A 25622-nucleotide genomic window follows, 5' to 3' on the forward strand; every position below is an offset into this window, starting at 1 on the left:
ATACTCTGGTGTCATGCGAACCCGTGCGGACATCAAGTGCTGGCTCACGGACATGGACGGGGTGCTCGTCCGCGAGAACACCGCCATTCCCGGGGCACAGGAAGTCATTGAGAAATGGCGGCGTGAGGGCACCGAATTCCTGGTGCTCACCAACAACTCCATCTACACGCCCCGAGACCTCGCCGCCCGACTCCAGGCCTCCGGCCTCGACGTCCCCGAGGAGCGGATATGGACGTCCGCGCTGGCCACCGCCGATTTCCTGAAAGACCAGCAGCCGGGGGGCTCCGCCTACGTCATCGGCGAGGCGGGTCTGATGATGGCGTTGCACGAGGCGGGCATGGTCATGACGGACCAGCATCCCGACTACGTGGTGGTGGGGGAGACACGCACCTATTCGTTCGAGTCGGTGACCACAGCCATCCGTCTGATCGCCGGCGGGGCCCGTTTCATCGCCACGAACCCCGACGCCACCGGCCCCACGGAGCAGGGGATCGTGCCAGCCACCGGTGCCATTGCGGCGCTGATCACGAAAGCCACCGGCCGTGAGCCCTACGTTGTGGGCAAGCCCAACCCGATGATGTTCCGCTCGGCACTGAACAAGATCGGCGCCCACAGCGAGGAGACGGGGATGGTGGGAGACCGCATGGACACCGACGTGGTCGCGGGGATCGAGGCGGGACTCCACACCATCCTCGTGCTCACGGGAATCATGGGTGTCGAGGAAATCGAGACGTTCCCCTACCGTCCCACCGAGGTCATGGCCAGCATCGCCGACCTGCTGGAGCCTGCACCACGGGACGAGGACGAGTAGGGGTCCGGCTCGAAGACTGCACAGGGTCGAGGGTCAGTCGAAGATGGGCCCCACGTCGCGGCTGCGCTTGAGCTCGAAGAAACCGGGGTAGGCCGTGACCTTGAGGACACCATCGAAGAGGTCCCCGGCCTCCTCGCCCTTGGGGGCGGGGGAAATGACCGGGCCGAAGAGGCTCATGCCGTTGATCCTGACGACGGGTGTGCCCACCTCGTCGCCCACCGGGTCCATACCCTCGTGGTGGGAGCGGCGCAGGTCGTCGTCGAGTTCGTCCGTCTGAGCCAGTTCGACGATGTCTGCCTCCAGTCCGCAGTCAGCGAGCGCCTTGCCGATGGTCTCTGGGGTCTGGGGCTCACCACCCGGGTGGAAGCGGGTCCCGACGGCGGTGTAGAACGCCTTCAGGGCCTCCGAGCCGTGGCGCTGCTCGACGGCGAGCGCGGCGCGCGCCCCGACCCACGCCTTGTCCATGTGCTCGCGGTAGTCCTCGGGCAGGTCGCGGCCATCATTCAGCACCGCAAGGCTCATCACGTGGAAGGTGGTCTTCACGTCGCGCACCTTCTCCACTTCCAGCATCCAGCGGGAGGTCATCCATGCAAAGGGGCAGGCGGGGTCGAACCAGAAATCCACAGCAGTCGTCATGCCACCCATCTCAGCACAGCATTCAAATCAGCCGGAAACTGCTGCTCGTGGGGGTTCCCTCCCGCCGGGGGCAGGGGGAGAATGGCAGGGAGAGTGCGCGACGGTGTGTACCTCGAACCAGGGGGAGTTTCCGATGTCCATTGCCTTGAACCCGTACCTGCAGTTCGACGGCAACACCAAGGAGGCCATGGATTTCTACCACGGGGTGCTGGGCGGCGACCTCTCCTCCATGACCTTTGGAGAGGGCATGGGCGACACCAATCCGAACACGGCCAAGCTGATCATGCATTCGTCGCTCTACCTTGAGCGAGGCATTCACATCATGGCCGCCGACGTACCTCCGGGTATGCCCATGAGCGGGAACGGCACCGTCTCGCTGAGCAGCGACGATGCCGCCGGTGGTGATGCGGAGACGCTCACTTCGTGGTGGGAGCATCTGTCGGATGACGCCGACGTCACCCTGCCTCTGGAGCAGGCGCCCTGGGGTGACCGTTTCGGTCAGCTGACCGACCGCTTCGGAGTGACGTGGATGGTGAACATCCCGGCGTCGCAGTCCTGAGGCAGCGGACGGCTCACGTTGCGGACGCCGTCAAGCGGAGGAACTCACGCCATCCGTCGGCGTCCCCCAGCGGCCGGGTGATACCCAGCGATGCCTGGATGGTTCGCAGGGCCGACTGCGTCTGCTCGTCGTAGCTGCCGCTGATCTCGACGTCCGCGCCGAACACGTCGCGGCAGGCTGCCTGCACCAATTGCACCTGGACGCGCGAGCGGGGGCTGAACGTGGGGGTGCCCCACCCGGAGACGGCATTGTCCACGTGAATGTGGTTGTGATGCGCCTCGTCGTAGAGGTGCGTGAGGGTGTACCCGAAGTGCAGGTGCAGGGACGCCGCCAGCCGCCAGTAGTCCCTGTTCTGGACTGCACTGCCCGGACCCCAGACGTCGTAGCGGCAGGAGATGGATCCGCCCTCGTGCTCCACCTCGGCAATGTCGAAGGCGCGGCCGGAGGCGTGGAACGAGTCGCACTTGTCCACGTAGGCGCCGTAGCTCCAGATGGTGGTCATCGCGCCCAGCCCGCTCATGGGGGACCAGTCCTCCGCCCACGCCTCGAGCAGCTCGACGAACCGTGGGTCCGCCTTGTACGAGGTTGAGGTGCGCCCCACCTCGTAGCCCAGCGTGGCTCCGCCGAGCGTCGAGAACTCCACGAGGGAGTCGGGGGTGCGGCAGGTGCCCGGCACACGCACCTCAGTCAGGGGTGGAATCCCCGAGCCGCTGCAGCCCGAGAGCAGCACCGTGGCACCGGCCAGAAGCAGCCTGCGGCGGGAGGTGGAGGTCACCACACGAGTGTAGGCAGCCGCCCCGGGCTCTCCGCATGCCCCGGTCCTGCACCGTGCACTGTGCGATCTCCGCCGATGCCGCCCGGGTGCCACCGTGGCAACTAGCATCGGGCCAGGCATGCACCAACGCCGAGGTCGGCACGGGTGCGGCCTCTGAGGAAGGAACCGGTTGTGAAGGTCGCGATGCTGGGACCAATCGCCTGGCGCACCCCGCCGGTGCATTACGGACCGTGGGAGCGGGTGACGAGTCTGCTCACCGAGGGGCTCGTGGCCCGGGGCGTGGACGTCACACTGTTCGCAACGCTCGACTCCGTCACCGCCGCCGCCCTGGACGGGGTGTCACCGCACCCGTATTCCGAGGACCCGGAGATGGACGGTCGTGTGTGGGAGGCGTTGCACGTCGCGCACGCACTCGAGAGATCGTCCGAGTTCGACCTCGTCCACAACCAACTCGACTGGCTGCCGCTGGCATTCCACGCGCACTGCGCTGCGCCGATGCTCACCACCATCCACGGGTTCTCCGGTCCCGGCATCCTGCCCGCCTACCAACGCTCCGGCTCCGCGTTCGTGTCCATTTCCGACGCCGACCGCAGCCCCGATCTCTCCTACATTGCGACGGTCCACCACGGCGTAGACGTGACGGAACTGCCCCCTGGTCCGGGAGGTGAGGCGCTGGTGTCGTTCGGACGCATCCATCCGGACAAGGGCACGGCCGAGGCCATAGCCATCGCACGGGCGGTGGGCCGGCCGTTGCTGATCTGTGGCCCCATCCACGACCACGACTACTTCGACCAGCAGGTGAGCCCGCACATTGACGGCGACCGGGTGCGCTACCTGGGGTCGGTGGGCTCGGAAGAACGCGCCCGCGTGCTCGGCGCCGCCGCGGCCCTGCTGCATCCCATCAGCTTCGCGGAGCCCTTCGGGTTGTCCGTCGTGGAGTCAATGCTCTGCGGGACCCCTGTGGTGGCGTATCCCCTGGGGTCGATGCGTGAGGTGGTGGAACCGGGAATCACCGGGTACCTCGCGTCAGACGTGGAGGGAGCCGTCGCAGTGCTGCCCGACGCGTTGCGCCTGGACCGCGACGCGGTGCGCGAGCGCGCCGTCGAACGGTTCGGCGTCGAACGAATGGTGGAGGACTACCTGGAGGTGTACCGCCGGCTGCTGGACCAGCCGACGGCCCCGTCAGTCGCCCAGCCCGGTGCCCACATCGCGGGCCGCCTGCAACCATGAATGGTCCAGCGGGACCAGCGCCAGGTTGCCGGCGACGTCCTCGAGTGGGACGGGTGCCGTGTCCTCACCGCGCGAGGCGACCATGATCCCGTACTCGCCGTCGGCGATGAGCTCGGCGGCAGCTGAGCCGATGCGCGTACCGAGCAGCCGATCCTCAGCGCAGGGTGTGCCACCCCGCTGGACGTAGCCGAGGATGGTGACGCGGCTCTCCAGTCCGGTGACCGCCTCCAGCCCGCGGGCCAACCTGAAGGTGTGCTCGCGGTGGGTGTCCTCGACGTTGGCCAGGTGCGCCTTGGCGGCACTCTTGGACTGAGGGCTGCTGGCCGATGCCTTGAGGGCCTCGGCGGCAGCGATGTCTGCGTGCGCCTGGACGTCGCGTGCGCCCTCAGCGACGGCGATGACGCTGAAGTTGGTGCCCCGGTCGCGGCGCCTCTGGATGGTCTCGGCGATGGATTCCACGGTGTAGGGGATTTCGGGCAGCAGAATGATGTCGGCGCCATCCGCCAGTCCGGCGCCCAGCGTGAGCCAGCCGGCCCTGTGGCCCATGATCTCGGCGAGGATGACGCGGTGGTGGCTGTGGGCCGTGGAGTGCAGCCGGTCGATGGCGTCCGTGGCGATCTCCAGGGCTGTGGAGAAGCCGAACGTGTTGTCAGTGTGCGCCACGTCCTTGTCGATGGTCTTGGGAAGGTGCACCACGTTGAGGCCCGCCTTCGACAGTCGCAGCGCATTCTTGGCGGTGCCGCCACCGCCCAGCATGACGAGGCAGTCGAGTTTGTTCTTCTCGAAGACGTCAACGATGGTCGGGATCATGTCCTTCGGCTCGCCGTCGACCACCATCCTGTGGACCTTGTCGCGGCTGGTGCCGAGGATGGTGCCGCCGATGGTGAGGATGCCCGACAGGCTCGCGGACGTGAGCTCCATGTAGCGGTTCTCCGCCAAGCCACGCACGCCGTCCCGGAACCCTATGAGCTCCATCCCGTGACGCCCGAGCGCTGCCTTGCCGAGTCCGCGGATGGCCGCGTTGAGTCCGGGGCTGTCGCCGCCTGCCGTCAACACCCCGACACGCTTGCTGGATTTCGTCACTGTGCCTCCTTGCTCAACTGAGTGGTTTGACCCTATCGCGGCGGTTTCCCAAGTGAGTGCCTGAAGGCAAGGCGACCCCGCCGCGGGTCTGAAGAATTGCGCGGATAGCGTGCCACCCATGGCACGGATACTGATCGGCTGGGCATCACGGGCGGGGGCCGCCTCCGATATCGCGGCGTTGCTCGCTGATGAGTTGCGGGCGCTGGGACACGACGTCGACGTCGCGGACCTCAGGACCCGACCGGACGCGTCGTCGCGGGATCTCGTGGTGCTGGGCAGCGGAATCCAAGCGGGACAGTGGTACCCGGAGGCCTCGGCCTGGGTGGCGGCCAATGAGTCGACACTTTCCACAACGCGCGTGGCACTGTTCAACGTGTGCCTGAACGCGGCGCAACCGTCCAAGCGCGACGAATCGCTGGGGTACAACAAGGCCGTGCTGTCCCGGGTGGACCCCGTGGCGCTGGAGTCCTTTGCGGGCCGGTACGCCCCGGACAAGGTGACCTGGTTCAAACGATTGTTCCTGCGTACCCTCCAGCAGTCCGCGCAGGACCACGTCGACGAGAAGGCCGTGCGGGCGTGGGGCAGGGAGATCGTCGAACTCGTCCCACTCTGACGAGGGGCACGCACCGCTCCGGGCGGGCGCCGGCAGCCTCAGCGCGGCCGTCGGGAAAGGGGCGTCGGCGGAGGTCCGGCTGACGGGTGCCGACCGTGGCGTACCAGAAATACCGACCCCAAGGTGGACAATGGCACCAATGAGCACATCAAAAACCTTTGAAATCAACTGGTTCGCCGCCGCGGGCTCCGCCCTGGGTGCGGTGTCATCAGCAGTGTTGTTGTCCACGCTGGGAGCTGCAGGCACCCTCATTGGTGCCGCCCTGGGAAGCCTTGTCATCACGGTGGGCGGCTCGATCTACACGCAGTCGCTGCAGAAGACCAAGGCCCACGTCGACACCCGGCGGGGCACCCGGCGTCCCACACGCACAGATTCCGCGAACGCCGGGGACGGACCCGTTCCCGCATCGGGTGCCACGGCGGTCCTCCCCCCGAAGCCCCCCCAAAAGCCCCTCTCGGAAACTCTGCGGGGCCTGCCGTGGAAGCACATCATCCTGCTCGCCGTGGGGCTCTTCGTCGCCACCATGGCCATCATCCTGGCCTTCGAGCTCTCGACTGGCCGACCCGTGTCCTCGTTCACCGGTGGCAGCAGCGAGACCCGGACGGGTACCACCATCTCGGGTCTCACCTCCTCCAATGACAACTCCCCCGACGCGGGGAAGTCGGAGGAGCCGGTGCTGGAGGAGTCACCGGGTGCGGTTCCCTCCGAGGAGGGACAGCCGACACAACAGCAGCCCGCTGAAGAGACCACCACGGATGCGCAGCCCACGCAGGAGCAGCCCTCCGCAGATCCAACGCCCACCGAGCAGCCTGCTGAGCAGCAGGCGTCCCCGGAACCCCCGGCCGAAGCCCCGGCCGAACCGCCGGCCGCCGTGGAGCCCCCTGCCGAACCGCCAGCCGTGGTGCAGCCTCCCGCCGAACCCGGCAGCACCGACGGCTGACACTCAGCCGGCGATGGCCTTGGCTGCGTTGAACAGATCGGCCGGCATGCGACGCTCCAGGCGCCAGGTGACGGCGATGGGGCGGCTGCCCGTGTGGCTGACGTGTCGCGCCCGGCCGAGGAACGTGTACGGCGATGTCCCCAGGTCGTCCTTGGGGTCATCGCGCACGAACAGCAGCACGGTGCTGGCGCCGCTCACATAGCGCTGTCCCGTCGGCGACTGGATCGACGTCTGCGACTGCGATTCCCAGTGGAACAGGTCCTCACTGATGGCATAGTCCCTGTACATCGTGGAGGGGGAGCGGTCCTTGCCGGATTTGTTGAGGGTCACCAGCAGCACGTCGACGTTCAGCGACGGCACGAAGAGCACGCCCTCGCGAAAGTTGCCGGGCAGGTTGGACAGCGACGCATGGTCCAGCGCCGAGAGGATCTCCTCGCGTTGATAGCGCGCGTGCGCCCGCAGCGGCAGGCCTGCGAGGGGTCCGTCCAGCTCAATGGGCAGCGTGCGGCTGCGGTCGAATGCCAAGTCCATGACGTGACCCAGTTCCGAGGCGACGGCAGCCTCACGGCGCAGGGCGTCCAGGGCGGAGTCGAAGCCGTCGAAGCCGAGCTTGGGCCAAACGGAGAACACTACCATCCGTGCGAGCCTCTGGGATGTCGGGTCAAGCCGGGAGTACGCCACGTCGCTGCCGAGGACCTGCTGGTAGCCGCGGACCCGGACATCGTCGTCGACGTGGGCGAAGGCGCGGACCCGCTTCAGCAGCGGCGCCTCCTCGTCACCTCCGGTGGGCGTGTGTAGGCCGGCGTCGCGGCGGAGCTCCGTCCACGACCGCTGCCCCTTCTTCAGGACGTCAGCGAGGTCGCGATGGGAGGCCGCCAGGAAGCCCTGCAGGTCCGTCTCGCCGAGGGTGCGCAGCTCCGAGACGAGCGTGGACCACGTTGCCTGCTGCAGTTGCGCCCGCAGGTTGGCCAGGACCGCGGTCTGGGTGGTGCGGTCGAGCACGATCTGGCAGCCCGAGGGCAGGAACGGGAAGCCGCGCTCGACGTCGTCGCCCAACTGACCCGGCAGGCGCCCGGTGAGTGCCCGCAGCTTCTGGTCCCAGCGGAACTCCCTGCGGTGGTGGCCCACGAAGTCGAGCACCGTCAGCACCGCCTTCTCCGGGCTGCGCCGCAGTCCACGGCCCAGCTGCTGCAGGAAGATGGTGGCGCTCTCGGTGGGCCGCAGCATCAGCAGTGTGTCGACGTCGGGCAGGTCGACGCCCTCGTTGAACAGGTCGACGGTGAACACGCACACGATCTCGCCGCTACGCAGGCGCGCCAGCACGTTGTCGCGCTCGCTTCGGCCGCTGGAGCCACTCAGCGCTGCGGATGGCAGGCCGGCCCGGTTGAAGACCGCCGCCATGTAGTGGGTATGCGCGACGCTCACGCAGAACCCCAGCGCCTTCATGCTGCCGGGATCCAGGACCTTGTCCTGCAGCTGCTTGAGGACGATCCGGGCGCGGCTGTCGTTGCCGGTGTAGAGGTTCGACAGGGCGGCGTCGTCGTAGCGCCCCCGCGACCACTTCAGCTGGCTGAGGTCCGTCCCGTCGGCCAGGCCGAAGTAGTGGAACGGCGACAGCAGTTCCGCCTCCAGCGCGTCCCAGAGGCGCAGCTCTGCTGCGGTGCGGCCGTCGAAGAACTGGCGCACGTCGACGCCGTCGGTCCGCTCCGGGGTGGCGGTCAGGCCCAGTAGTTCCGTGGGGGTGAAGTGCGTGAGGAGACGGCGGTAGGTGGACGCCTCGGCGTGGTGGAACTCGTCGATGACGACGATGTCGAACGCGGCCGGGTCCAGGGTGGCAACACCGGCGGAGTGCAGCGACTGCACAGACGCGAAGACGTGCCTCCACCGTTGGGGCTGTTGGCCGTCCACGTGCAGTTCGCCGAAGTTCGCGTCCGCCAACACCTCGCGGTAGGTCCGCAGCGACTGCTGCAGGATCTCCCGCCGGTGTGCCACGAACAGCAGCGACGGTCGCTCACCGTCGACGCCGCGCGCCAGTTCCCGGTAGTCCAGCGCCGCGATGACCGTCTTCCCCGTGCCGGTGGCCGCCACCACGAGGTTCCGGTGCCGGTCGTGCACCTCCCGCTCCACTGCCAGGGCCTCGAGGATGGCCTGCTGGTACGGGTAGGGGCGCACATCCAGGCCGGAGAGGTCGAGGGCAACTTCGCCGGGTGACGTGCCCATGCCGGCACGGGCCAGGGCAGCGTCCAGCCGGTCGGCGTCGACGTCTGGGTCGTAGCGCTCGAAGAACCGGTCGTTCCAGTACGACTCGAACGTCGCCCGGAACTTGTCCAGCAACGTCGGTGTGGCCACCCGGGAGAGCCTCACGTTCCATTCCAGCCCGTCCAGCATGGCGGCCCGCGAGAGGTTGGAGGACCCGACGTAGGCCGTGTCGAAGCCGGTGTCGCGTTCGAAGAGCCACGCCTTGGCGTGCAACCGGGTGCGCAGTGCGTCGTACTGGATGCGGACCTCGGCGCCGAAGTCGCGGACAAGCCGGTCCAGAGCGCGACGCTCGGTGGCGCCCATGTAGGTGGTGGTCACCACCCTCAGAGGTGTGCCGCGCTCCTTCAGGTCGATGAGTTGCTCCTCCAGGACACGGACGCCGTGCCACTTCACGAACGCGCACAACAGGTCGACGCGGTCGGCTGAGGGCATTTCCTTCTGCAGCTCGGAGCCGATGGAGGGTTCCGCGGGTGCATTGGTCAGGAGCGCCGGGTCGGACAGGCGGGTGGTGGGGCGCACCAGCGACAGGGGTGCGCTCCCCGGCTGCGGCGGCGGGGACAGTGACAACAGCTCCCGGGTGGGGGCCAGTACCTGGTCGGTGTGCTGCAAGTGGTGGAGCAGATTATTGGCCAGGGCGAGTCGGCGCCCCGGATCCTTCTGCCGCAGGAGGGCGTCGTGGATGACGCCCGAGAGGTAGCGCGTCAGCACGAGCGGTTCGTCAGAGGCGTCGACGGCCCCTGTCAGGGCCGACAGATCGAGCCCGTCGGGCAGGGAGTCGCGCAGTGTGGCGGTGAGCAGTCGCTCGTAGAGGCCCGCAACCAGCTCATCAGCCATGGTGACCAGGGTGGCATAGCCTGACCGGGGCGTGCACGAACACCAAGGAGATGCGCATGGGTAAACAGCTGGTGGTGGGGGCCCTCATCGTCGACGATGTGGAGAATCCCAGCCACGTCCTTGCTGCCCGCCGCTCCACCCCGCCGGCCGGGAAGTGGGAATTTCCCGGTGGGAAGGTGGAGGAGGGTGAATCAGCGCAGGCGGCGCTTGCCCGGGAGATCCGGGAAGAGCTTGACCTGAGCGTCCGGGTGGAGCGACGACTGGAGTCGTCCGCGGGCGGCAGGTGGCCGATCTCGGCGACGCTGGAGATGGAACTCTGGTGGTGCAGCGCCCAGGGTGAACCGCGTCCCGTGGACTCGCACGACCAGCTTCGCTGGTTGGACTCCGCCACGCTGGGCGACGTCGAGTGGCTTCCCAGCGACCGCGCCGCCCTGCCCCTGATCGCGGACCGCCTCGCAAGGCGGCCCCTGCGGCAATAGCGTGGGGATGCTCGGCCACACAACAGGAGATGACATGGACAACCGCCAGATCTGGAATGACGTCGACGACTACCTGAACCCGCTCTTCGCGCCCGACGACGACGTCCTGACGGCCGCCCTGCGCGACAGTGACTCTGCGGGCCTGCCCCAGATTGCGGTGGCACCCAATCAGGGCAAGCTCCTGCAGTTGCTCGCCGGACTCGTGGGCGCCCGACGCATCCTCGAGATCGGCACGCTCGGCGGCTACAGCACCATCCGCCTCGCCCGTGTTCTGCCTGCTGACGGGCGGCTCGTCACCCTCGAGTACGAACCCCGTCACGCGGAGGTTGCGCGCGGCAACATCGCCCGCGCGGGCCTGGACATGGTGGTGGAGGTGCGTGTGGGCCCGGCGCTCGATGCGCTGCCGCTGCTCCTTGACGAGGAACAGTTCGACATGGTCTTCATCGACGCCGACAAGGAGAACAACCCCCACTACGTCGAGTGGGCCGTGAAGCTGACCCGTCCCGGTGGGCTGGTGGTGCTGGACAACGTGGTGCGGAAGGGCCGCATCGTCGAGCCCGGGAACTGTGACCCCGATGTGGTCGGCACCCGGCGGGCGCTGGAGCTGATGGCCCATCACCCGCGTCTCGACGGTGTGGCCATTCAGACCGTCGGCACGAAGGGCCACGACGGCCTCGCGATCGCACGGGTTCTCGACTGAGTGGAGGCGCCCGGGGCGGCCGGGTGGGGCGCGACCGCAGGGAGGGAATCACGGTCCCACGGCCCCCACCCAGCCGCTGTGTCAGTTGCGGCGCAGTGTGACGGCGAAGGCAATGATTCCCGCCAACGCCTCGGCGGTCATGAGGAAAACCAGGACCATGGGCACGTCGGCGCCCAGTCCGATGGCCAGGGCCGCCACGCCTGTCAGCGGCAGCGCCAGAACGCCCAGGAAGGCCAAGGCTTTGGTGAGCACGGCGTCGTCGCGTTCGTCACCGAGGGAGGTCCATGCCCGCTCGAACGAGGTGGCGGCGGAGGGCGAGCGCGTGGCACGCCAGCCCATGATGAGCGCCGCGACGATGGCGACGCCCGCCCCGACCAGGAAGCCGTTGCCCATGTTGCCGGGGGCCCGCTCCCGCAGCAGCAGGCCCACCCCCACGAGTATCGTCAGGCCCACTGCGGCCATCATCAGCATGATGGCCTTCTGGCGGGATGTCATTTCAATTCTCGACATGGAAGATCTCCTCGACTGTGCGGTGGAAGTGGCGGGCGATGGCGATGGCCAGGGGTAGCGACGGGTCGTAGCGCCCCGTCTCGATGGAATTGACGGTCTGGCGCGAGACGTTCAGCACCTCGGCGAGCTCCTTCTGGGACATGTCGTTGGCCACGCGAAGCTGGCGGATGTCGTTCTGCATGTCGACCTCCTCTCGATGTCAAGTTACCTTGACATGTCAAGCGTACTTGTCACTGCTGGGTGTGTCAAGGAGGCTTGACACAGGGTCCGCGACTGGGGGTCGGACGCGACACGGGTGTGGTGAGGGGGTGCCGTGGCGCTAGTGTCCGTGGCATGAGCGAATCCCTGGGATCGGTGCCGGACGGGCAACGTGTGACCGTGCGTCGTCGGCTGGAGGACGGTCGTCCCACCGACACCGTCGGCGTGGTGACGGGGCGCGACGAGGAGTCCGTCACCCTGGAGACCCGACAGGGGCCGGTGCGGGTGGTGCTGTCCACCGTCCAGGTCTTCAAACTCGTCACCCCGGCCCCGTGGCGGATCGCAAACTTCCTGCGTCGCGGGGAGCTGGCAGTCCTGTCGCTGAGCACCCTCCTGGGGCCTGATGCGCCCACGGAGGAAACAGTCGAGCTCATCGAGGACCTGCTGGGGGCGGAGACGCCGGTGTTCCTGTTGACGGAGGATGCCGGGCAGGCCGTCGCTGAGCTCGAGGGCCACGGCCTGGGCCACCTCAGCCCGCTGCTGCTCACTCCCACCGCCGACCAGCCCGGGAGTGACGTCCTCGCCCTCGCCCACGCGAGGCTGCAGGACCAGCTGGGGGAAGTGGTCGCGGCAGGTGGCGTGCACTTCACCGCCACCGATCCCCATGCCGTCGAGGCTGCACGACAGTTTGGCTGGGAGGCCAGGATCTTCACGCCCCCCTCCTGACACGGAGTTCTCCGTTCCCTGGCACGAAACAGGGCGTGCTCCGAGTTGTTCGTCGAGGTGCCTGTGCGGGGAGCCCTTCGATACGCCCTGCTCCTTCGTCGCGGGGCTACTCAGGGATCAACGTGTGGTTGTTCGTTGGGGGCTGCGGCAGGTCGGTCAGCTGCGCAGGTAGGTGAGGACAGCCTGCACTCGGCGCGCGGCTGTGGCGGCGTCCTGGAGGTCGAGTTTCGCGAAAATTGAGTTGATGTGTTTCTGCACCGCTTTGTCGGTGACGAACAACAGCGCCGCGATGGAGGGATTGGCGTGGCCCTGCGCCATCAGTCCCAGAACCTCCACCTCGCGCGGTGTCAGGCGCTGCATTTTCTGCGCCACGCTCCGGCGCTGCATCAGCGCCGTCACGACGGCCGGATCGACGGCGGTGCCACCCTCGGCGACGTTCCGCAGCGACGCCACGAACGAGACGTCATCGAACACCCGGTCCTTCAACAGGTACCCCACCCCGGAGCCGCCGTCGGTGAGGAGTTCGTCGAGGTAGAGCTGCTCCACGTACTGCGACAACAGCACGACGGGGAAGCCCGGACGCAGACGTCGCAGCTCCAGGGCCACGCGGATGCCCTCGTCGGTGTTGCTGGGGGGCATCCGGATGTCGAGGAGCGCGAGGTCTGCGGCGGATCCCACGATGGCGGCCACCAACCCGGCCCCCGAGTCGGTGCTACCGACGACGTCGACGCCGTGGCTGGTCAGAAGTTTCTCCAGGCCCTGGCGCAGCAGGAACTGGTCTTCGGCAACGAACACCCGCATGACCCACCTCCGCTCCTCCAACGCTCACAGCATGCCCCAGTCCCGGCGCAACCCGCACGGACGGGTCGCCAACAGTGGTGTGTGCACCACCGACAACCAGGTGGGGACCGGGCATGCTGAGGGGCATGGAAGCCCTCCCTGAACGGTCACGACGTCGCACTGGGCCCCGGACGCGCAGCGGCGGCCTGAGTCGGCGACTCCTGAAGGACACCGCCACCATGGGTGACTCCCTGCGGCTAGTGGGCTTCGCCGCGTTCGAGGTACTCGCGATGCTGCGCTTCGCAGTGACGGCGCTGCTGTCCCTGCTGGGGTTCGGCGGCCTCGACGGGGCCTTCGACCAGGTTCGGTGGGACGCCGACAACCAGCGGCGGTGGGCGTCGACGACGGGGACGCGCGAGGTTTCCGCGAGCTACGAGGAGCCCCCGGCTGTCGCGCCCGGGGGCCTGGCCCAAGTGCGCGCCCAGCTCTGTGATCCCGCACGCGCCCGAGACCTTGACTGGCACCTTCTCAATCCGGTGGCCACGGTCCTCGGTGCCGCCGTGCCCTGGGGGCTCGTGCTGAGTGGTCTCTACGTGGGCCTCCAGGGGTTCTTCTTCCCGGGGGACACGTTCTTTCTCCTCGGCTCGATGGCTGTGATGTTGGTCCTCGCCCCACCACTGGCGCGGCTCGTCCAACGTCTCCACCGCCGTTGGGTGCGGTTCATGCTGGCGGGCGAGGTGTCGGACAACCTGGAGGAACGGGTTCGCACACTGACGGCCACAAGGATGACGGCGCTGGACATGCAGGAGGCGGAGATCCAGCGGATTGAGCGTGACCTCCACGACGGCGCCCAGGCGCGACTCGTGACGATCGGCATGACGATCACACAGGCGTCCCGCCTCATGAGGCACGACCCTGACGCCACGCTCGCCCTTCTTGACGACGTCAAGAACGACTCCGCCACCGCGCTGCAGGAGTTGCGCACGCTCGTGCGAGGCATCCGCCCGCCGGTGCTGGCGGACCGCGGCCTCCCGGACGCGCTCCGCGCTCTGGCCGCGTCCAGTCCCATCGACACCGACGTGACCTCGTCGCTGGAGGGCCGGCTCGTCGGGTCGGTGGAGTCGGCCCTGTTCTTCGCCGTGTCGGAGTTGCTCACCAATGCCATCAAGCACTCGTCGGCCAGCCGGGTCACCATGACGTTGTCGGAGTCGGAGGGGAACGTGGTGGTGGAGGTGTTCGACGACGGCCTGGGTGGCGCGGAGGGTCAGGATGTTGCTGGTGGCGGTATCGCGGGGATCCGTCGCCGGCTGGCCCCGTTCGACGGCACGCTGGACTTCGTGAGCCCCGTGGGTGGGGGGACATTCGCAACGATCCGGGTCCCGCGACCCATCGCCTGAGGGCGGTTGGGTGAAGTCGTGGCCTCCCACGGCGGTAACTCGTAGTGTCGTCTGACATGACTGAAGACGCGTTGGCAGCCCTGTATCCGCCCTTCGGACTGCGGGTCACGGCCGGAGACATCACGCTGCGGGTGTTGCGTGACAGCGACCTGCCGTCCTATGCCGAGCTCATCTCGTCCCCGTTGTTCGCCGACGAGAACGCCCACCACGTCTTCGACTGGTGGACCAAGGCCCCCCCAGCGTCGGCTGCGTGAAAGCCAGCAGTTCCTGTGGAGGGCCAGGGCCGCCATCACCCCGGAGGAGTGGTCCCTGACGCTGGGGGTGTTCGAGGGCGATCGGCTGATCGGGTCGCAGGACGTTTCGGCCCGCAACTTCGCCACGTTGCACGTGGTGGACTCGGGCTCCTACCTGCGGCTCGATGCCCACTGGTTCGGCATCAGGAACTTCCACTGCGCAGGGCCTCGCGAGGTGGAACCCGCCCATATCAGTCTAGACAGGTATAGTCACAAGGGTTCGTGATCCTTTTTCGACGCACCGGAGGCGGCTATGAGGGCATCCACTCTTGACATCGTTCGGCAGGCACAGGAGGGCGGCTACGCCGTAGGAGCGTTCAACGTCTTCGATGACCTCAGCCTGCGCTCCGTGGTGCAGGCGGCCTCCGCCGCAGGATCGCCCGTCATCATCCAGTTCTCGGTTCGGACCGCACGCGCCATGGGTGTTGACCTCGTCACGGCCATGTTCCATGCTGCCGCGGACGCCGCCACCGTCCCGGTCTCGCTCCACCTCGACCATTGCCCGGACGTGTCCGTGATCGAGGACGTGGTGCGGGCCGGGTGGTCGTCGGTACTGTTCGACGCCTCCCACCTGGGACTGGCCGAGGCCAGGGAGCAGACGCGTCGAGTGGTCGACCTCGCCCACGCCCGCGGCGTTGAGGTGGAGTCCGAGATCGAGAACATCGTGGGGGTGGAGGACGGCGTGGGCAGCGACGTCCTGACGCATGCCTACTCGGAATCCGAACTCGTCGAGATCGCGGCGGAGACGGGCGCCGACCTCCTCGCTCCCCAACTCGGCACCGCACACGGGCTCTACAAGGGCCGCCCCGTCCTGCGACCGGACCGTGTCACGGCACTGCGAAAGCTGAGCGACATGCCCATCGTGCTGCACGGCGGCACCGGACTCACCGATGCCGAGTTCAGGACGTTCATCGACGCGGGCGTCTCCAAGATCAACGTCTCCACGGCCATCAAGCGCATCTACATGGAGGCCTCGGCCGAGGCGCTCCGCACTGCGCGTGATGCCAACCGCTGGGAGCCCCTGCCTGTCTTCGACGCCATCTCTGCCCGCGTGGCGGAGACCGTCACGGCGCACCTGGAGGCGTTCGGGTCCGTGGCTCGCGCGTCGGGTGGTTCCCGATGAGCACCCCCACCCTCCTCCTGGACTGCGACGGTGTTCTGGCCGACACCGAGCGCGACGGCCACCTCGTGGCCTTCAATCACATGTTTGAGGAACTTGGCGTGCCCATCCAGTGGGACGACTCCACCTATGCGGATCTCCTCCGGGTCGGCGGTGGGAAGGAGCGTCTCATGAGCTTCCTCACGGCTGAACGGGCCGCCGCCCTCGGCATGTCCGATGACGCGGACAGCCGGCTCGACGTCGTTGGCCAGTGGCACGTGGTGAAGTCCAGAATTTTCCGCGAGCTGGTGGCCGACGGTGCGCTGGCGGCCCGGCCGGGGGTCGCGCGTCTCATCCACGAAGGGCTGGAGGCCGGTTGGTGCCTGGCGGTGGCATCCACCTCCGCCGTGGCGTCCGTCGAGTCCGTCCTCACCTCTGTGGTGGGCGGCGACGCGGCGCGTTGCGTGAAAGTGTTCGCCGGCGACGTCGTCGAGCGCAAGAAGCCCGCACCCGACATCTACCTCCATGCCCTCCGGGGACTCGGTTCGGACCCGGCCAACACCGTGGTGGTCGAGGACTCCGGCGTGGGTTGCCGTGCAGCAGTGTCCGCGGGCCTGCCCGTGGTGGTCACCCTGTCGGGCTACACGGCCGGGGAGGATTTCACCGGAGCCGCTGTGGTGCTGACGGATCTGGGGGAGCCCTCCGCGCCGGCGCGCGTGGTCGACGACCCCGCTCGATTGGCCCCCAATGGCGACGCCGTGGTGGACCTCGCGTTCCTGCGCCGCGTCATCGACGCTCACGCCCCCGCCTGAGGCGGCTCAGGTGGTGTAGTCGAAGTGCAGCTTCATCCTGTCGCCGCGAAAAAGTATTTTCGAGTACTCGAACACCGTGCCGGATTGCTCCGAGATGGTGTCCTCCAGCAGCAGCAGCGGGGCCCCCTCGGCGACGCCGAGCAACTTCGCCTCCTGCCGGGTGGCGGCGACGGCTTCCAGTTGCTCGATGGTGCGGGCGGGTCGCAGGCCGTACTCCCGCTCGAGGATGACGCACAGCTGCTCACCCACCACGTCGTCCGTGGCGAGGTCCGGGGCCAGGGGGACGGGCACGAAGGAGCGGTGCAGGCTGACGGGGACGCCGTCGACGAGGCGTCGTCTGACGATCTCGTGCACGTCCACGCTGCGGTCCGTCCGGAGTGTGGTGCGCACCGATTCGCCGGGGATCGTGGCGCGCCGGGTCACGAGTTCGGTGGTGGTGGTGAAACCCATCTGTTCCAGCTGTTCCCGGATGCCCCGGTACGCCGGAGATCGGGCGGAGATCTTCTGTTCCGTGACGAAAGTGCCCTTGCCGGGGACGCGGTAGAGCAGGCCGTCGTCGACCAGGGCATTGAGAACGCCGCGCACCGTCATGCGTGAACAGCCGAAGAGGTCGTTGAGGGACACCTCGGAGGGGATCCGGTCCCCGGGCTTGAACTCACCATCAGCGATGCTGCTCCGCAACGCGTTCTCGATCTGCACGTACAGGGGAACCGAGGAGTTTCTGTCGAGCGTGCTGGGCGCCATGTGGTGTCTCTTTCCATCGGGTCGTCCGACGCGGGTCCTGCTGGCGTCAGGCGTCGCGTGGGCGCATCTCGATCCACCCCAGCGCGGTAAAGTCCTGACTATACTGGGCTAGAACACCCAGTCGCCACCTTGGTTTCGACCCGACGATCAACGCCGATCCGTCACCATCGTGATCCCCCTCGACGACGTGACATGCACGCACGATCAGGGGAGGGGCACGGGATGACCACTCAGGAGGACGTCGAGTTCGTCGTCCACAGCATCGCGGACACGGCACTGGAGCAGGAAGAGTACTTCTGCCAACTGGATTCCGTGGTCGGGGACGGCGATTTCGGCTACTCACTGGCGCGCGGGTTCGAGCGGGTCCTCGAGGAATGGGGCGACTACGACCGCACCGATCCGGGCGTCTTCCTCCAGAAGGTTGCCAAGACCATCATGTCGCGCGTCGGGGGCACCTCCGGACCCATCTGGGGGACCGCGTTCCTGCGCGCCGGCAGCGCGTTGAAGGGCCATGGGGAGGCCAGCGCCAGCGACGTCGTGGCGGCCCTGCGCTCCTGCGTGGACGGCATCAAGGCGCGCGGGCAGGCCGAGCTGGGGGAGAAGACCCTCCTCGACGCGCTGGTCCCCGCCATCGACACCCTCGAGGCAGAGATGGCCGGCGGCGCCACCACCTCCGACGGCCTTGCCGCCATGGCCGTGACCGCACGGCAGACCGCCGAGGCGACAGCAGGACTGCAGGCACGGCGTGGCCGCGCCAGCTACACCGGTGAACGCAGTATCGGCTCGGTGGACGCGGGTGCGATGGGCGTGGCCGTGTTCATCGAGAAACTGGCCGAGGCCTGGCCCCACCGCTGACTTCACCCCGCCCGGCGCCGACGCCGGAGCGGACCCGACCACCCACACCCACCCACCCTCGAAGGAGCGGTACCGATGAAGAAGTTCCTCAACGACCCCAAGCAGTTCGTGCCCGAGATGCTCAGGGGCATCGCCCTGGCCAACCCTGACACCATCACCTACGTCCCCGAGTACAACCTCATCATGCGTTCGGACGCGCCCCGCCACGACAAGGTCAGCATCGTCCAGGGATCCGGGTCCGGCCACGAACCCGCCCACGTCATGGTGGTGGGCCCCGGCATGCTGGACGCCGCCTGCCCCGGTGACGTCTTTGCGGCCCCGCCCAGCGACTACGTCTACGAGACCACCAAGCGGCTCGCCTCGGACAAGGGCGTGCTGTTGCTCGTCAACAACTACACGGGCGACAAGATGGCCTTCGAGATGGCGGCCGAACTCTCCGAGGCCGATGACATCAAGGTGGCCACCCTCTTCATCAACGACGACGTGGCCGTCACGGACTCCCTGTACACCGTGGGCCGTCGAGGCGTCGCCGGTAACTTCTTCGTCATCAAGTGCTGCGGTGCGCTGGCGGAGGAGGGTGCCGAACTGGAGGACGTCGTCGCCATCGGGGAGAAGGTCAACTCCGTGACGCGCACCATGGGCATCGCGCTGACAGCCTGCACGCCGCCTGCCAAGGGGTCGCCCCTGTTCGACCTGGGCGACGACGAGATGGAGGTGGGTGTCGGCATCCACGGCGAACCCGGAAGGCGACGCGCGAAGCTGACGTCGGCCGACGAGATCGTGGACGAACTCCTGCACGCCGTTGTCTCCGACCTCCCGTTCGAGAAGGGGGACCGTGTGGCGCTCATGATCAACGGGCTCGGCGGCACACCCATCAGCGAGCTCTACCTGCTCTACGGCATCGCCGCGCAGAAGCTCGCCGACCAGGGCATCACCATCGCGCGCAGCTACGTGGGCAACTACTGCACGTCGCTGGAGATGGCGGGCGCCTCCCTGACGCTGGTCCGGCTCGACGACGAGATCGAGCGCCTTCTGGAGGCGCCGGCCTCCACGGTCGTGCGCATCTTCTGACATCACCGGCGGAAAGTCCGGCTGGCTGGATCACCGGCCAGCCGGACTTTCCGCGTCACGGGCGACGGGCTCACGGCGTCCCTCCCCGGGAGTGAGGACCGCGGGGACCCCATGTGTCAGGTGGGGCTGGACGTGGACCAGCCCAGCGACCCTCGGGGGTGTGGCGCTGGGCTGGTGTCAGGGTGATGCTGGCGTCAGGCGGAAGCCACCATCACGGGTGTGGACCAACTGGAGGTACCCAGGGCATTCGTGGAGCTGACACGCACCCACCACGTGGTTCTGGAGATCCGCCCGGTGGTGAAGGAGGTGGCGTTGGCGGCTGCTGTGCCCGAGCCGGAGACCCTGGTGAAGGCCTGCGTGGAGCTCCACTGGATGGTGTAGCCCGTCTCGTTCGCCACGTCGCCCCAAGCGATCGTCATGCGTTCGCTGTTGCCCGAGCGAACCGCAGTTCCCCGGATTGCGGCCGGTGTCACCGGAAGCCGGACCGCGACGGCGACGGTGTTGCCGGGGGCGGACGTGCCCGCGGCGTTCACCGCCGTGACGCGGTAGGCGTAGGTGTTGCCGGTGATGGCCGTGGTGTCCGTCCAGGTGACGGTGCCGGTGTTGCCGTTGGCACCGGGTGTGCCGATCGTCGTGAAGGCCGCACCGTTGGCGGAGCGTTGCACGACGAATCCGGATTCGTTGATGGCGTTGTCCCGCCAGCTCAGTCTGACCCTGGGGCCTGACTGCAGGGTTGCGGTCAGGGTCGTCGGGGCTGCCGGCGGATTCCCCACCAGCACCGGGGTCGACCAACCGGAAACGCCGATGACGTTGGATGCGCGCACGCGGAACCACCAGAGCGAGCCAGAGGAAATGGTCGGAGTGGTGAATGTCGTGGCGTTGGCACCCGTCGTGCCCGAGCCCGAGACCCTGGTGAAGGCCTGAGTGGTGCTCCACTGGATCGTGTAGCCAGTCTCGTTCGCGACATCACCCCAGACGAGGGTGACGCGTTGGGTGTTGTTCCCTCGTGGTGTCGCCGTTGCGGTGACACCCGTTGGGGTGCCGGGCAGCAGGACCGCGACGGTGACGGTGTTGGATGGGGCGGATGTGCCCGATGCGTTCACCGCCGAGACCCGATAGGCGTAGGTGTTGCCGGCCAGGGCGGTCGTGTCGGTCCAGGTGACGGTGCCCGTGTTCCGGTTGGCACCGGGTGCCGCCACGGTTGTGAAGGTGGCACCACCGTTGGCCGAGCGTTGCACGATGAAGCCGGTTTCGTTGGTGGCGTTGTCCCGCCAGGTCAGTCTGACCCTGGGACCGGACTGCAGGGTTGCGGTCAGGTTTGTCGGGGCAGCGGCCGGATCAGCCGCCATCACGGGGGTGGACCAGGCGGATACGCCGACGACATTGCTGCCGCGGACGCGGATCCACCAGGTCGAGTTGGACGAGACAGCGGGAGTCGTGAAGGTCGTGGCATCAGCCTGTGCCGTACCCGTCCCGGCCACCGAGGTGAAGGCCTGGGTGGTGCTCCACTGGATTGTGTAGCCCGTCTCGTTCAGCACGTCGGTCCACTTGGCGGTGATCAGTGCGGTGTTGCCCTGCCGCGCTGCGATGGCCGTGACGCCCGTGGGGGTGCCGGGCAGCAGGACCCCGATGGTGACGGTGTTGGACGGGGCGGATGTGCCCGCCGCGTTCACCGCCGAGACCCTGTAGGAGTAGGTGCTGCCGATGACGGGGGTGGTGTCGGTGTAGGTGCCGGTGTTCGCTGCGGCGCCGGTGGTGGCGATCGTCGTGAAGGTGGCACCTGCATCGGCGGAGCGTTCCACCATGAAGCCGGACTCGTTGTTGGCGTTGTCCTGCCATGTCAGGACGACCCCGGGACCTGCCTGCAGGCTCGCAGCCAGGTTGGTGGGTGCGACAGGTGCGGTGAGGGAGTTCGCCTCGTCGGAGACCGAGGAGACGGTGAGGCTCGGGTAGGCACCGCCGTAGCCGACGGTGTTGAGTGCGACGACGCGGTAGCGATAGAGGATGCTGCCGTCCGCCGTCGTGTCCGTGAAGGATCTGACGCCATGGAGGTTGGGTTGGTCGAGCGGGGACGGGATCGTCTGCACGTCCGTCCACGTCGTGGCGCCCACCGTTGTCCGTTGCACCACGAACGCGGTTTCACTGATCGAGTTGTCGTTCCATGTGAGCACCACCCTCGCGCTGTTTCCGGTGCCGTTCATCGTCGTGGCCAACCCGTCGGGACGTCGTGGCGGCATCGCCAGGCTGACGGGGCGCATCATGTCCATCTCCTCGTGGCTGAGGATGTGGCAGTGGAGGATGTAGTCCCACCCGAAGTTGACGAGTGCGTTGGCGATCGGCGACGTCGGATTGCCCTGCGGGTCCGTGTTGTTGAAGCCGGCCGTGGATCCGAGCGGCATCATCGGGTTCAGGGGCCGAATGGCATTCGGGACCTCGAACGGGACCTTCGGGATGATGGGTCGCAGCGCCACGATGGTGTCCTCGAGAGGACTCATCCGGACGGTGTCCTTCCACCCGAGTTCTGCCGGTTCCGGGGGGATGATGATGTTGTCCCAGGTGACGCGGTTGACGAGTTGGACGTCATAGAGGTGGAAGTGGATGGGGTGGGTGTCGACGCCGTTGTGCGTGAACCTCCAGATCTGCGTCCCGTCCGTGGCGCTGCTGATGGCGCTCACCTTGACGTCCTTCGCGGGCAACCCGTTGGCGTCCAGTGCGAAGTCGACCTTGGGCAGGTTGGTGCCGTCGATGAGCTCGGTGGCGGGGTTGGTGAACGGGTACAGCGTGACGTTCTGCGCACCGGGGGTCGGGGGTTGCGCCTCGATTCCGATGGTGGCTGACATCCGGCCGTATTCGTCGAAGGTCGTCGAGTTCATCTCGTCGTGCAGGGCCTTCGGTCCGAGCGGCAACGTCATCTTGGCGTTCTGGGCCTTCAGGGTGTTGAAGCCGAAGTTCATGGTGTCACTCACCCTCACGAGTCCGTCGCAGCGGGTGGCCGTGCTGTTGGGTGCGTTGCAGTTGCTCGAGGCGGCGAAGGACGTCCCGTAGGCGCTGTTGTAGGCAGCCTGGCCAACGATGACGGGGTGCTGGCTCGACTCGAAGACTCCCGTACCGGTAGCACTGTGCCGGAAAGCGGTCTGGAGTTTGGTCAGGTTGAAGGCTGGTGCGGGGGCGGTGGGGGCGATGGTCACCTGCATGATGGTGCGGGTGTTGGGCCCGTACCCCGGCAGGGGGGTGGGTGCGCCCACCGGACTCATGTCAGGCGCGCCTGTGTAGTAGTCGTACGACGGGACCCGGGCCGGGAAGGCGGCGGGAGCATCGTTGTACAGGATGAGCGTTTTGCCGGCGAACTTGGAGAAGTCGACGATGGCATCAGCCCGCTCGGCCGGTGCAATGAGCATCGAGTGTTTGTCGACGTTACCGACGTCGAACCTGGTCGGATCCGTGATGAATGTTGCCGGCTGTTGGCCGTCGAGGACCGCAGGGGCAGGAAGGAAGCCGCCTTCGCTGGCAATCTGGATCCAGTCCGGTCCCGCAGCGTTGTTGCGTGCGTCCGCCGGGGTGGGGGAGACGTTGGTGTCAGTCTGGGCGGCAGCCAGTTCCGCCTCGTTGAGCTTGACCTCCGTCTTCCCGTTGCCGTTGGCCGGATCGGGGTCGGCCACGTACCACTGGAAGTTGAAGAAGCGGTCGTTGGCCGCGTTCAGCATGCGCATGCGGTACGACTTCGGCTCGAGGGTGACCTTGGGGTAGGCCACCCCGTTGACCACGGGGGTGTCATTGAACTGTTCCATGCCGGCCGAGACGTTCGGCGTTCCCGGGATTTCGTCCGGCTCGCAGAACGGATCGCTCTGGTACGTCCAGGTCGAGGGGACGTCAAGCTTGCAGGCAGGGTCGTGGTAGGGGTTGGGGATGGTTCCGTACTTGGTGTCGGATGCCGGCGGCCAGAACCAGGGGCCGTACATCCAGCGGCCGTAGGCGCTCATGCCGGAGGGGTCCCCGGGGTTCTGCGCCGGCATGTAGACGTGGTGGTACCAGAGGCTGCCGGCGCCACCCCATCGGGCCTTGTTCCACGTGGGGTCCTGACCGTAGGTGGCCGTGGTGCCGTCGGCGTTCTGGGTGTCGTACAACTGCCCGTCGGAGGGCACGAAGGTCTTGTCCTGGAAAACGAGTGGCAGCGTGTCGGCGGGTCCGGGAATGACCCCGTCGGCGACCAGCTTCTTTTCCGCATCATCGGTGATGGTGTAGCCCGCGGCTTCCCCCGCATAGACGTTGAGCCGGGTGATGCCCCACGAGTGGTCGTGGTAGAACATCATCCGCGCACTCTGCTGGTTGGTGTAGAAGAAGGTCGAGCAGCCGTCGTCTGCTGCGGCGCAGGTGACGGAGCCGTCGGCTTCGGTCATGTCCGGAACATTTTCGACGCTGACGCCCTGCGGCCATCCCGTGGTCTGGTTGGCGGGGGTGATCCACTGGTGGGGCGTACCGTCGCTGATCCACGGCGTGATGCCGCCGTGCAGGTGCAGCGTCGCCCGGTTGTCGGCGAAGCAGCCCTGGGGCTTGGGGAATTCACTGCACGCCGGGTTGCGGATCTCGTCAGTGACCGTCTTGTCATCGGTCGGATCCATCATCGCCATCGGGCCCATACCCGAGCCCATCATGCTGCTGTCCGTGGGCAGGAAGAGATCGCCGGCGGTGCCGGTGGGCAGCAGATTGCGGAAGACCACGCGGACCGGCTTGTTCTTGCTGGCGCCGATGAACGGGCCGAGGTACTGCGGTGAGGTGACCCCGAAGTAGCCGCCCGCCACGGGTACTTTCGTGCCGTTCTGGAGTTCGTTGGTGAGTGCGACGTGCTGGCTGATGGAGGCGTTGTCGGCGGTCTCGAGCTGGACATAGCCCCGCACCAGGGTGCCCTGGGGGATCTCCGAGGAGAACGAAGTGCGGTACTGCACGAGTCCTATGACGTACTCGTCAGCCTTGACGCCGTTGTACGTCTTCTCCTGTGGCACGGCGTTGGGGATGAACTTGGCCCCTGGGGCAGTGGGGCAGTTGTTGGCCGCGTCCCCGGGCGTGCAGGTGACCGGGAGGTCATCCACGAACTTCTTCATGCCCTTGGTGAGGTAGCCGTCCCCTGGGCTGTCGACGGAGATCGCTGTGACCGCCCCGATGTCGCTGAGCGCGGCGGCGGCGGCACCGGAGCCGGAGCCCAACGGGTCGCTGATGGCCACGCTGGGTGCGCTCGTGTAGCCGGAGCCGAAGTCGAGGACGTTGACGGCCGAGAGTGCGATTGTCGTGGTGATGTCTGCGGGGCTACCGCCGTCGGCGAGTGGTACCGGGTCGAACTGGGTGCCGTTGAGGATCGCGGCGGCAGGGGCGGTGGTGTAGCCGGAGCCGGGATCATCGATGACCACGGCGATGACGGTGCCGTTGCTGTCCAGGCCATCCTCAGCGTCGCCGTTGGCGAGTCTGGGGACGTGTGCCTTGGCGATGGTGCCGTTGGGATCATCCGGCAGGTCGAAGTCAATGGTGGGCATGACGTAGCCGGCGCCACCGCTACCGATGGCGATGACATCGACCCCTCCCGATGCGATCGCTGTGGCTCCCGATCCGCCGCCGCCGCTGAGGACGGTGTCGAACGATGTGTAGCCGGCACCGGGCACGATCCCGGTGAAGCCGATGACCACCCCGGATGTGCTGATGGTGGCGCTTGCCGTCGCCGGTGTGCCGGAACTGCCGCCGATGGCCACTGTGGTGGCCGCGCCGTAGTCGTGGCCCGGTGACGTGACGGCGATGCTCTTGATGCCTCCCGTGACCGGGTCGACCTCGGCAACTCCTGTCGCGCCACTGCCGGGGCCACCGATGGTGACGGCGGCCGTGGAAAGGGTGAGGGGACTGTTGGCCCAGTTCGGCCATGGGCCGAAGTAGTGGGGAACCACGGTGGCGTCGGTGGGTGTTGCTGGTGCTGCAGTGGCAGAGACAACACCCCCTGGCACGCTGAGTGCCGCGATCATGGCGGCGGCTGCGGCGACTTTTAGGGCGCGGCTGACCATCAATTTGTGCAGCATGAGAACTCCCCCGAGTATGTGAAAACGGTCAACAATGACCGCATTTCGGATGCTACTACCCGAAGTAGCAGATCAGGCCACTATTTGAGAAAAATAATAATAAAGTTTCTCAGGGCTCATTCGCGAGGGGACCTGTGGCCATTCCCACGGTGGCCCATCGTG

At 67.4% G+C, this 25622-nt stretch carries 23 protein-coding genes; 14 read left to right on the forward strand and 9 right to left on the reverse strand.

Features of this window, described 5'->3' with window-relative positions:
• Positions 1 to 13: 13 nt before the first annotated feature.
• Entirely contained in the window at positions 14 to 811 is a 798-nt protein-coding gene (locus EAX62_RS02535) for an HAD-IIA family hydrolase (protein ID WP_121900082.1), read from the forward strand.
• Positions 812 to 844: 33 nt separating this feature from the next.
• On the opposite strand, the gene EAX62_RS02540 is transcribed toward EAX62_RS02535, so the two are convergent.
• Complete coding sequence (locus tag EAX62_RS02540; protein WP_199711073.1) at positions 845 to 1447, reverse strand: DsbA family protein; 603 nt, start codon at positions 1445 to 1447, stop codon at positions 845 to 847.
• Between the two features lie 133 nt (positions 1448 to 1580).
• On the opposite strand from EAX62_RS02540, the gene EAX62_RS02545 reads away from it, so the two are divergent.
• A complete protein-coding gene (locus tag EAX62_RS02545) occupies positions 1581 to 2006 on the forward strand; it encodes a VOC family protein (RefSeq protein ID WP_121900083.1) in 426 nt (141 codons plus the stop codon).
• 13 nt (positions 2007 to 2019) lie between these two features.
• On the opposite strand, the gene EAX62_RS02550 is transcribed toward EAX62_RS02545, so the two are convergent.
• Positions 2020 to 2781 (reverse strand): hypothetical protein, encoded by a 762-nt coding sequence (locus tag EAX62_RS02550; protein ID WP_121900084.1) that lies wholly within the window; start codon positions 2779 to 2781, stop codon positions 2020 to 2022.
• A 183-nt stretch (positions 2782 to 2964) separates the two neighbouring features.
• Between EAX62_RS02550 and EAX62_RS02555 the strand changes: the two genes are divergently transcribed.
• Positions 2965 to 4011, forward strand: coding sequence for a glycosyltransferase family 4 protein (locus EAX62_RS02555; protein WP_199711074.1), 1047 nt, complete (start codon positions 2965 to 2967; stop codon positions 4009 to 4011).
• Here the strand turns inward: EAX62_RS02555 and EAX62_RS02560 are convergent.
• Complete coding sequence (locus EAX62_RS02560; protein ID WP_233557778.1) at positions 3964 to 5094, reverse strand: 6-phosphofructokinase; 1131 nt, start codon at positions 5092 to 5094, stop codon at positions 3964 to 3966. The genes EAX62_RS02555 and EAX62_RS02560 overlap by 48 nt on opposite strands.
• A gap of 118 nt (positions 5095 to 5212) precedes the next feature.
• Between EAX62_RS02560 and EAX62_RS02565 the strand changes: the two genes are divergently transcribed.
• Positions 5213 to 5707, forward strand: a complete 495-nt coding sequence (locus tag EAX62_RS02565; protein WP_121900087.1) for a flavodoxin domain-containing protein — start codon at positions 5213 to 5215, stop codon at positions 5705 to 5707.
• A gap of 139 nt (positions 5708 to 5846) precedes the next feature.
• Entirely contained in the window at positions 5847 to 6647 is an 801-nt protein-coding gene (locus EAX62_RS02570; protein ID WP_121900088.1) for a hypothetical protein, read from the forward strand.
• A gap of 3 nt (positions 6648 to 6650) precedes the next feature.
• On the opposite strand, the gene EAX62_RS02575 is transcribed toward EAX62_RS02570, so the two are convergent.
• Complete coding sequence (locus tag EAX62_RS02575) at positions 6651 to 9740, reverse strand: DUF3427 domain-containing protein (RefSeq protein WP_121900089.1); 3090 nt, start codon at positions 9738 to 9740, stop codon at positions 6651 to 6653.
• A gap of 56 nt (positions 9741 to 9796) precedes the next feature.
• Between EAX62_RS02575 and EAX62_RS02580 the strand changes: the two genes are divergently transcribed.
• Together EAX62_RS02580 and EAX62_RS02585 are read left to right on the forward strand one after the other, a co-directional pair.
• Complete coding sequence (locus EAX62_RS02580) at positions 9797 to 10219, forward strand: (deoxy)nucleoside triphosphate pyrophosphohydrolase (RefSeq protein ID WP_121900090.1); 423 nt, start codon at positions 9797 to 9799, stop codon at positions 10217 to 10219.
• Positions 10220 to 10253: 34 nt separating this feature from the next.
• Entirely contained in the window at positions 10254 to 10919 is a 666-nt protein-coding gene (locus EAX62_RS02585) for an O-methyltransferase (RefSeq protein WP_121900091.1), read from the forward strand.
• Between the two features lie 81 nt (positions 10920 to 11000).
• Here EAX62_RS02585 and EAX62_RS02590 read toward each other — a convergent pair whose 3' ends face one another.
• Both EAX62_RS02590 and EAX62_RS02595 read right to left on the reverse strand, forming a co-directional pair.
• On the reverse strand, positions 11001 to 11429 hold the full coding sequence (locus EAX62_RS02590) for a hypothetical protein (protein WP_121900092.1): 429 nt from the start codon (positions 11427 to 11429) through the stop codon (positions 11001 to 11003).
• Positions 11416 to 11610 carry a helix-turn-helix transcriptional regulator gene (locus EAX62_RS02595; protein ID WP_121900093.1) on the reverse strand — a complete coding sequence of 65 codons (195 nt, stop codon included), beginning with the start codon at positions 11608 to 11610 and terminating at the stop codon, positions 11416 to 11418. Before EAX62_RS02595 ends, EAX62_RS02590 begins: the two co-directional genes overlap by 14 nt.
• A gap of 152 nt (positions 11611 to 11762) precedes the next feature.
• Here EAX62_RS02595 and EAX62_RS02600 point away from each other — a divergent pair, with 152 nt between their 5' ends.
• Entirely contained in the window at positions 11763 to 12353 is a 591-nt protein-coding gene (locus EAX62_RS02600) for a hypothetical protein (RefSeq protein ID WP_121900094.1), read from the forward strand.
• 156 nt (positions 12354 to 12509) lie between these two features.
• Here the strand turns inward: EAX62_RS02600 and EAX62_RS02605 are convergent, their stop codons facing one another.
• Entirely contained in the window at positions 12510 to 13154 is a 645-nt protein-coding gene (locus EAX62_RS02605) for a response regulator transcription factor (protein WP_121900095.1), read from the reverse strand.
• 125 nt (positions 13155 to 13279) lie between these two features.
• Here EAX62_RS02605 and EAX62_RS02610 point away from each other — a divergent pair, with 125 nt between their 5' ends.
• The 4 genes from EAX62_RS02610 to EAX62_RS02630 all read left to right on the forward strand — a co-directional run bounded on the left by EAX62_RS02610 (position 13280) and on the right by EAX62_RS02630 (position 16734).
• On the forward strand, positions 13280 to 14530 hold the full coding sequence (locus EAX62_RS02610; RefSeq protein ID WP_233557779.1) for a sensor histidine kinase: 1251 nt from the start codon (positions 13280 to 13282) through the stop codon (positions 14528 to 14530).
• A 56-nt stretch (positions 14531 to 14586) separates the two neighbouring features.
• On the forward strand, positions 14587 to 14784 hold the full coding sequence (locus EAX62_RS02615) for a hypothetical protein (RefSeq protein WP_121900097.1): 198 nt from the start codon (positions 14587 to 14589) through the stop codon (positions 14782 to 14784).
• Positions 14785 to 15076: 292 nt separating this feature from the next.
• Positions 15077 to 15946, forward strand: a complete 870-nt coding sequence (locus tag EAX62_RS02625) for a class II fructose-bisphosphate aldolase (protein WP_121900099.1) — start codon at positions 15077 to 15079, stop codon at positions 15944 to 15946.
• Entirely contained in the window at positions 15943 to 16734 is a 792-nt protein-coding gene (locus EAX62_RS02630) for an HAD-IA family hydrolase (protein WP_121900100.1), read from the forward strand. The genes EAX62_RS02625 and EAX62_RS02630 overlap by 4 nt, the downstream gene beginning before the upstream one ends.
• Before the next feature lie 6 nt (positions 16735 to 16740).
• On the opposite strand, the gene EAX62_RS02635 is transcribed toward EAX62_RS02630, so the two are convergent.
• Positions 16741 to 17478 (reverse strand): GntR family transcriptional regulator, encoded by a 738-nt coding sequence (locus EAX62_RS02635; RefSeq protein ID WP_121900101.1) that lies wholly within the window; start codon positions 17476 to 17478, stop codon positions 16741 to 16743.
• Between the two features lie 222 nt (positions 17479 to 17700).
• Here EAX62_RS02635 and dhaL point away from each other — a divergent pair, with 222 nt between their 5' ends.
• Positions 17701 to 18333, forward strand: a complete 633-nt coding sequence (gene dhaL / locus EAX62_RS02640; RefSeq protein WP_121900102.1) for a dihydroxyacetone kinase subunit DhaL — start codon at positions 17701 to 17703, stop codon at positions 18331 to 18333.
• A 75-nt stretch (positions 18334 to 18408) separates the two neighbouring features.
• Positions 18409 to 19404, forward strand: a complete 996-nt coding sequence (dhaK, locus tag EAX62_RS02645; RefSeq protein WP_121900103.1) for a dihydroxyacetone kinase subunit DhaK — start codon at positions 18409 to 18411, stop codon at positions 19402 to 19404.
• A 194-nt stretch (positions 19405 to 19598) separates the two neighbouring features.
• Here dhaK and EAX62_RS02650 read toward each other — a convergent pair whose 3' ends face one another.
• Positions 19599 to 25460: a multicopper oxidase domain-containing protein gene (locus tag EAX62_RS02650; RefSeq protein ID WP_199711075.1), complete on the reverse strand. Its 5862-nt coding sequence runs from the start codon at positions 25458 to 25460 to the stop codon at positions 19599 to 19601.
• Between the last annotated feature and the right edge of the window lie 162 nt (positions 25461 to 25622).

It is taken from the genome of Tessaracoccus antarcticus (assembly GCF_003688855.1).
GTDB lineage: Bacteria > Actinomycetota > Actinomycetes > Propionibacteriales > Propionibacteriaceae > Arachnia > Arachnia antarctica.

Bases quoted from the DNA above. Each gene is read 5' to 3' on its own strand.
- dhaL (WP_121900102.1), top strand. From the start codon at position 17,701: ATGACCACTCAGGAGGACGTCGAGTTCGTCGTCCACAGCATCGCGGAC.
- EAX62_RS02630 (WP_121900100.1), top strand. From the start codon at position 15,943: ATGAGCACCCCCACCCTCCTCCTGGACTGCGACGGTGTTCTGGCCGAC.
- EAX62_RS02540 (WP_199711073.1), bottom strand. From the start codon at position 1,447: ATGACGACTGCTGTGGATTTCTGGTTCGACCCCGCCTGCCCCTTTGCA.
- EAX62_RS02650 (WP_199711075.1), bottom strand. From the start codon at position 25,460: ATGCTGCACAAATTGATGGTCAGCCGCGCCCTAAAAGTCGCCGCAGCC.
- EAX62_RS02615 (WP_121900097.1), top strand. From the start codon at position 14,587: ATGACTGAAGACGCGTTGGCAGCCCTGTATCCGCCCTTCGGACTGCGG.
- EAX62_RS02575 (WP_121900089.1), bottom strand. From the start codon at position 9,740: ATGGCTGATGAGCTGGTTGCGGGCCTCTACGAGCGACTGCTCACCGCC.
- EAX62_RS02585 (WP_121900091.1), top strand. From the start codon at position 10,254: ATGGACAACCGCCAGATCTGGAATGACGTCGACGACTACCTGAACCCG.
- EAX62_RS02605 (WP_121900095.1), bottom strand. From the start codon at position 13,154: ATGCGGGTGTTCGTTGCCGAAGACCAGTTCCTGCTGCGCCAGGGCCTG.
- EAX62_RS02565 (WP_121900087.1), top strand. From the start codon at position 5,213: ATGGCACGGATACTGATCGGCTGGGCATCACGGGCGGGGGCCGCCTCC.
- EAX62_RS02535 (WP_121900082.1), top strand. From the start codon at position 14: ATGCGAACCCGTGCGGACATCAAGTGCTGGCTCACGGACATGGACGGG.
- EAX62_RS02555 (WP_199711074.1), top strand. From the start codon at position 2,965: ATGCTGGGACCAATCGCCTGGCGCACCCCGCCGGTGCATTACGGACCG.
- EAX62_RS02595 (WP_121900093.1), bottom strand. From the start codon at position 11,610: ATGCAGAACGACATCCGCCAGCTTCGCGTGGCCAACGACATGTCCCAG.
- EAX62_RS02625 (WP_121900099.1), top strand. From the start codon at position 15,077: ATGAGGGCATCCACTCTTGACATCGTTCGGCAGGCACAGGAGGGCGGC.
- EAX62_RS02590 (WP_121900092.1), bottom strand. From the start codon at position 11,429: ATGTCGAGAATTGAAATGACATCCCGCCAGAAGGCCATCATGCTGATG.
- EAX62_RS02580 (WP_121900090.1), top strand. From the start codon at position 9,797: ATGGGTAAACAGCTGGTGGTGGGGGCCCTCATCGTCGACGATGTGGAG.
- EAX62_RS02600 (WP_121900094.1), top strand. From the start codon at position 11,763: ATGAGCGAATCCCTGGGATCGGTGCCGGACGGGCAACGTGTGACCGTG.
- EAX62_RS02545 (WP_121900083.1), top strand. From the start codon at position 1,581: ATGTCCATTGCCTTGAACCCGTACCTGCAGTTCGACGGCAACACCAAG.
- EAX62_RS02635 (WP_121900101.1), bottom strand. From the start codon at position 17,478: ATGGCGCCCAGCACGCTCGACAGAAACTCCTCGGTTCCCCTGTACGTG.
- EAX62_RS02570 (WP_121900088.1), top strand. From the start codon at position 5,847: ATGAGCACATCAAAAACCTTTGAAATCAACTGGTTCGCCGCCGCGGGC.
- dhaK (WP_121900103.1), top strand. From the start codon at position 18,409: ATGAAGAAGTTCCTCAACGACCCCAAGCAGTTCGTGCCCGAGATGCTC.
- EAX62_RS02610 (WP_233557779.1), top strand. From the start codon at position 13,280: ATGGAAGCCCTCCCTGAACGGTCACGACGTCGCACTGGGCCCCGGACG.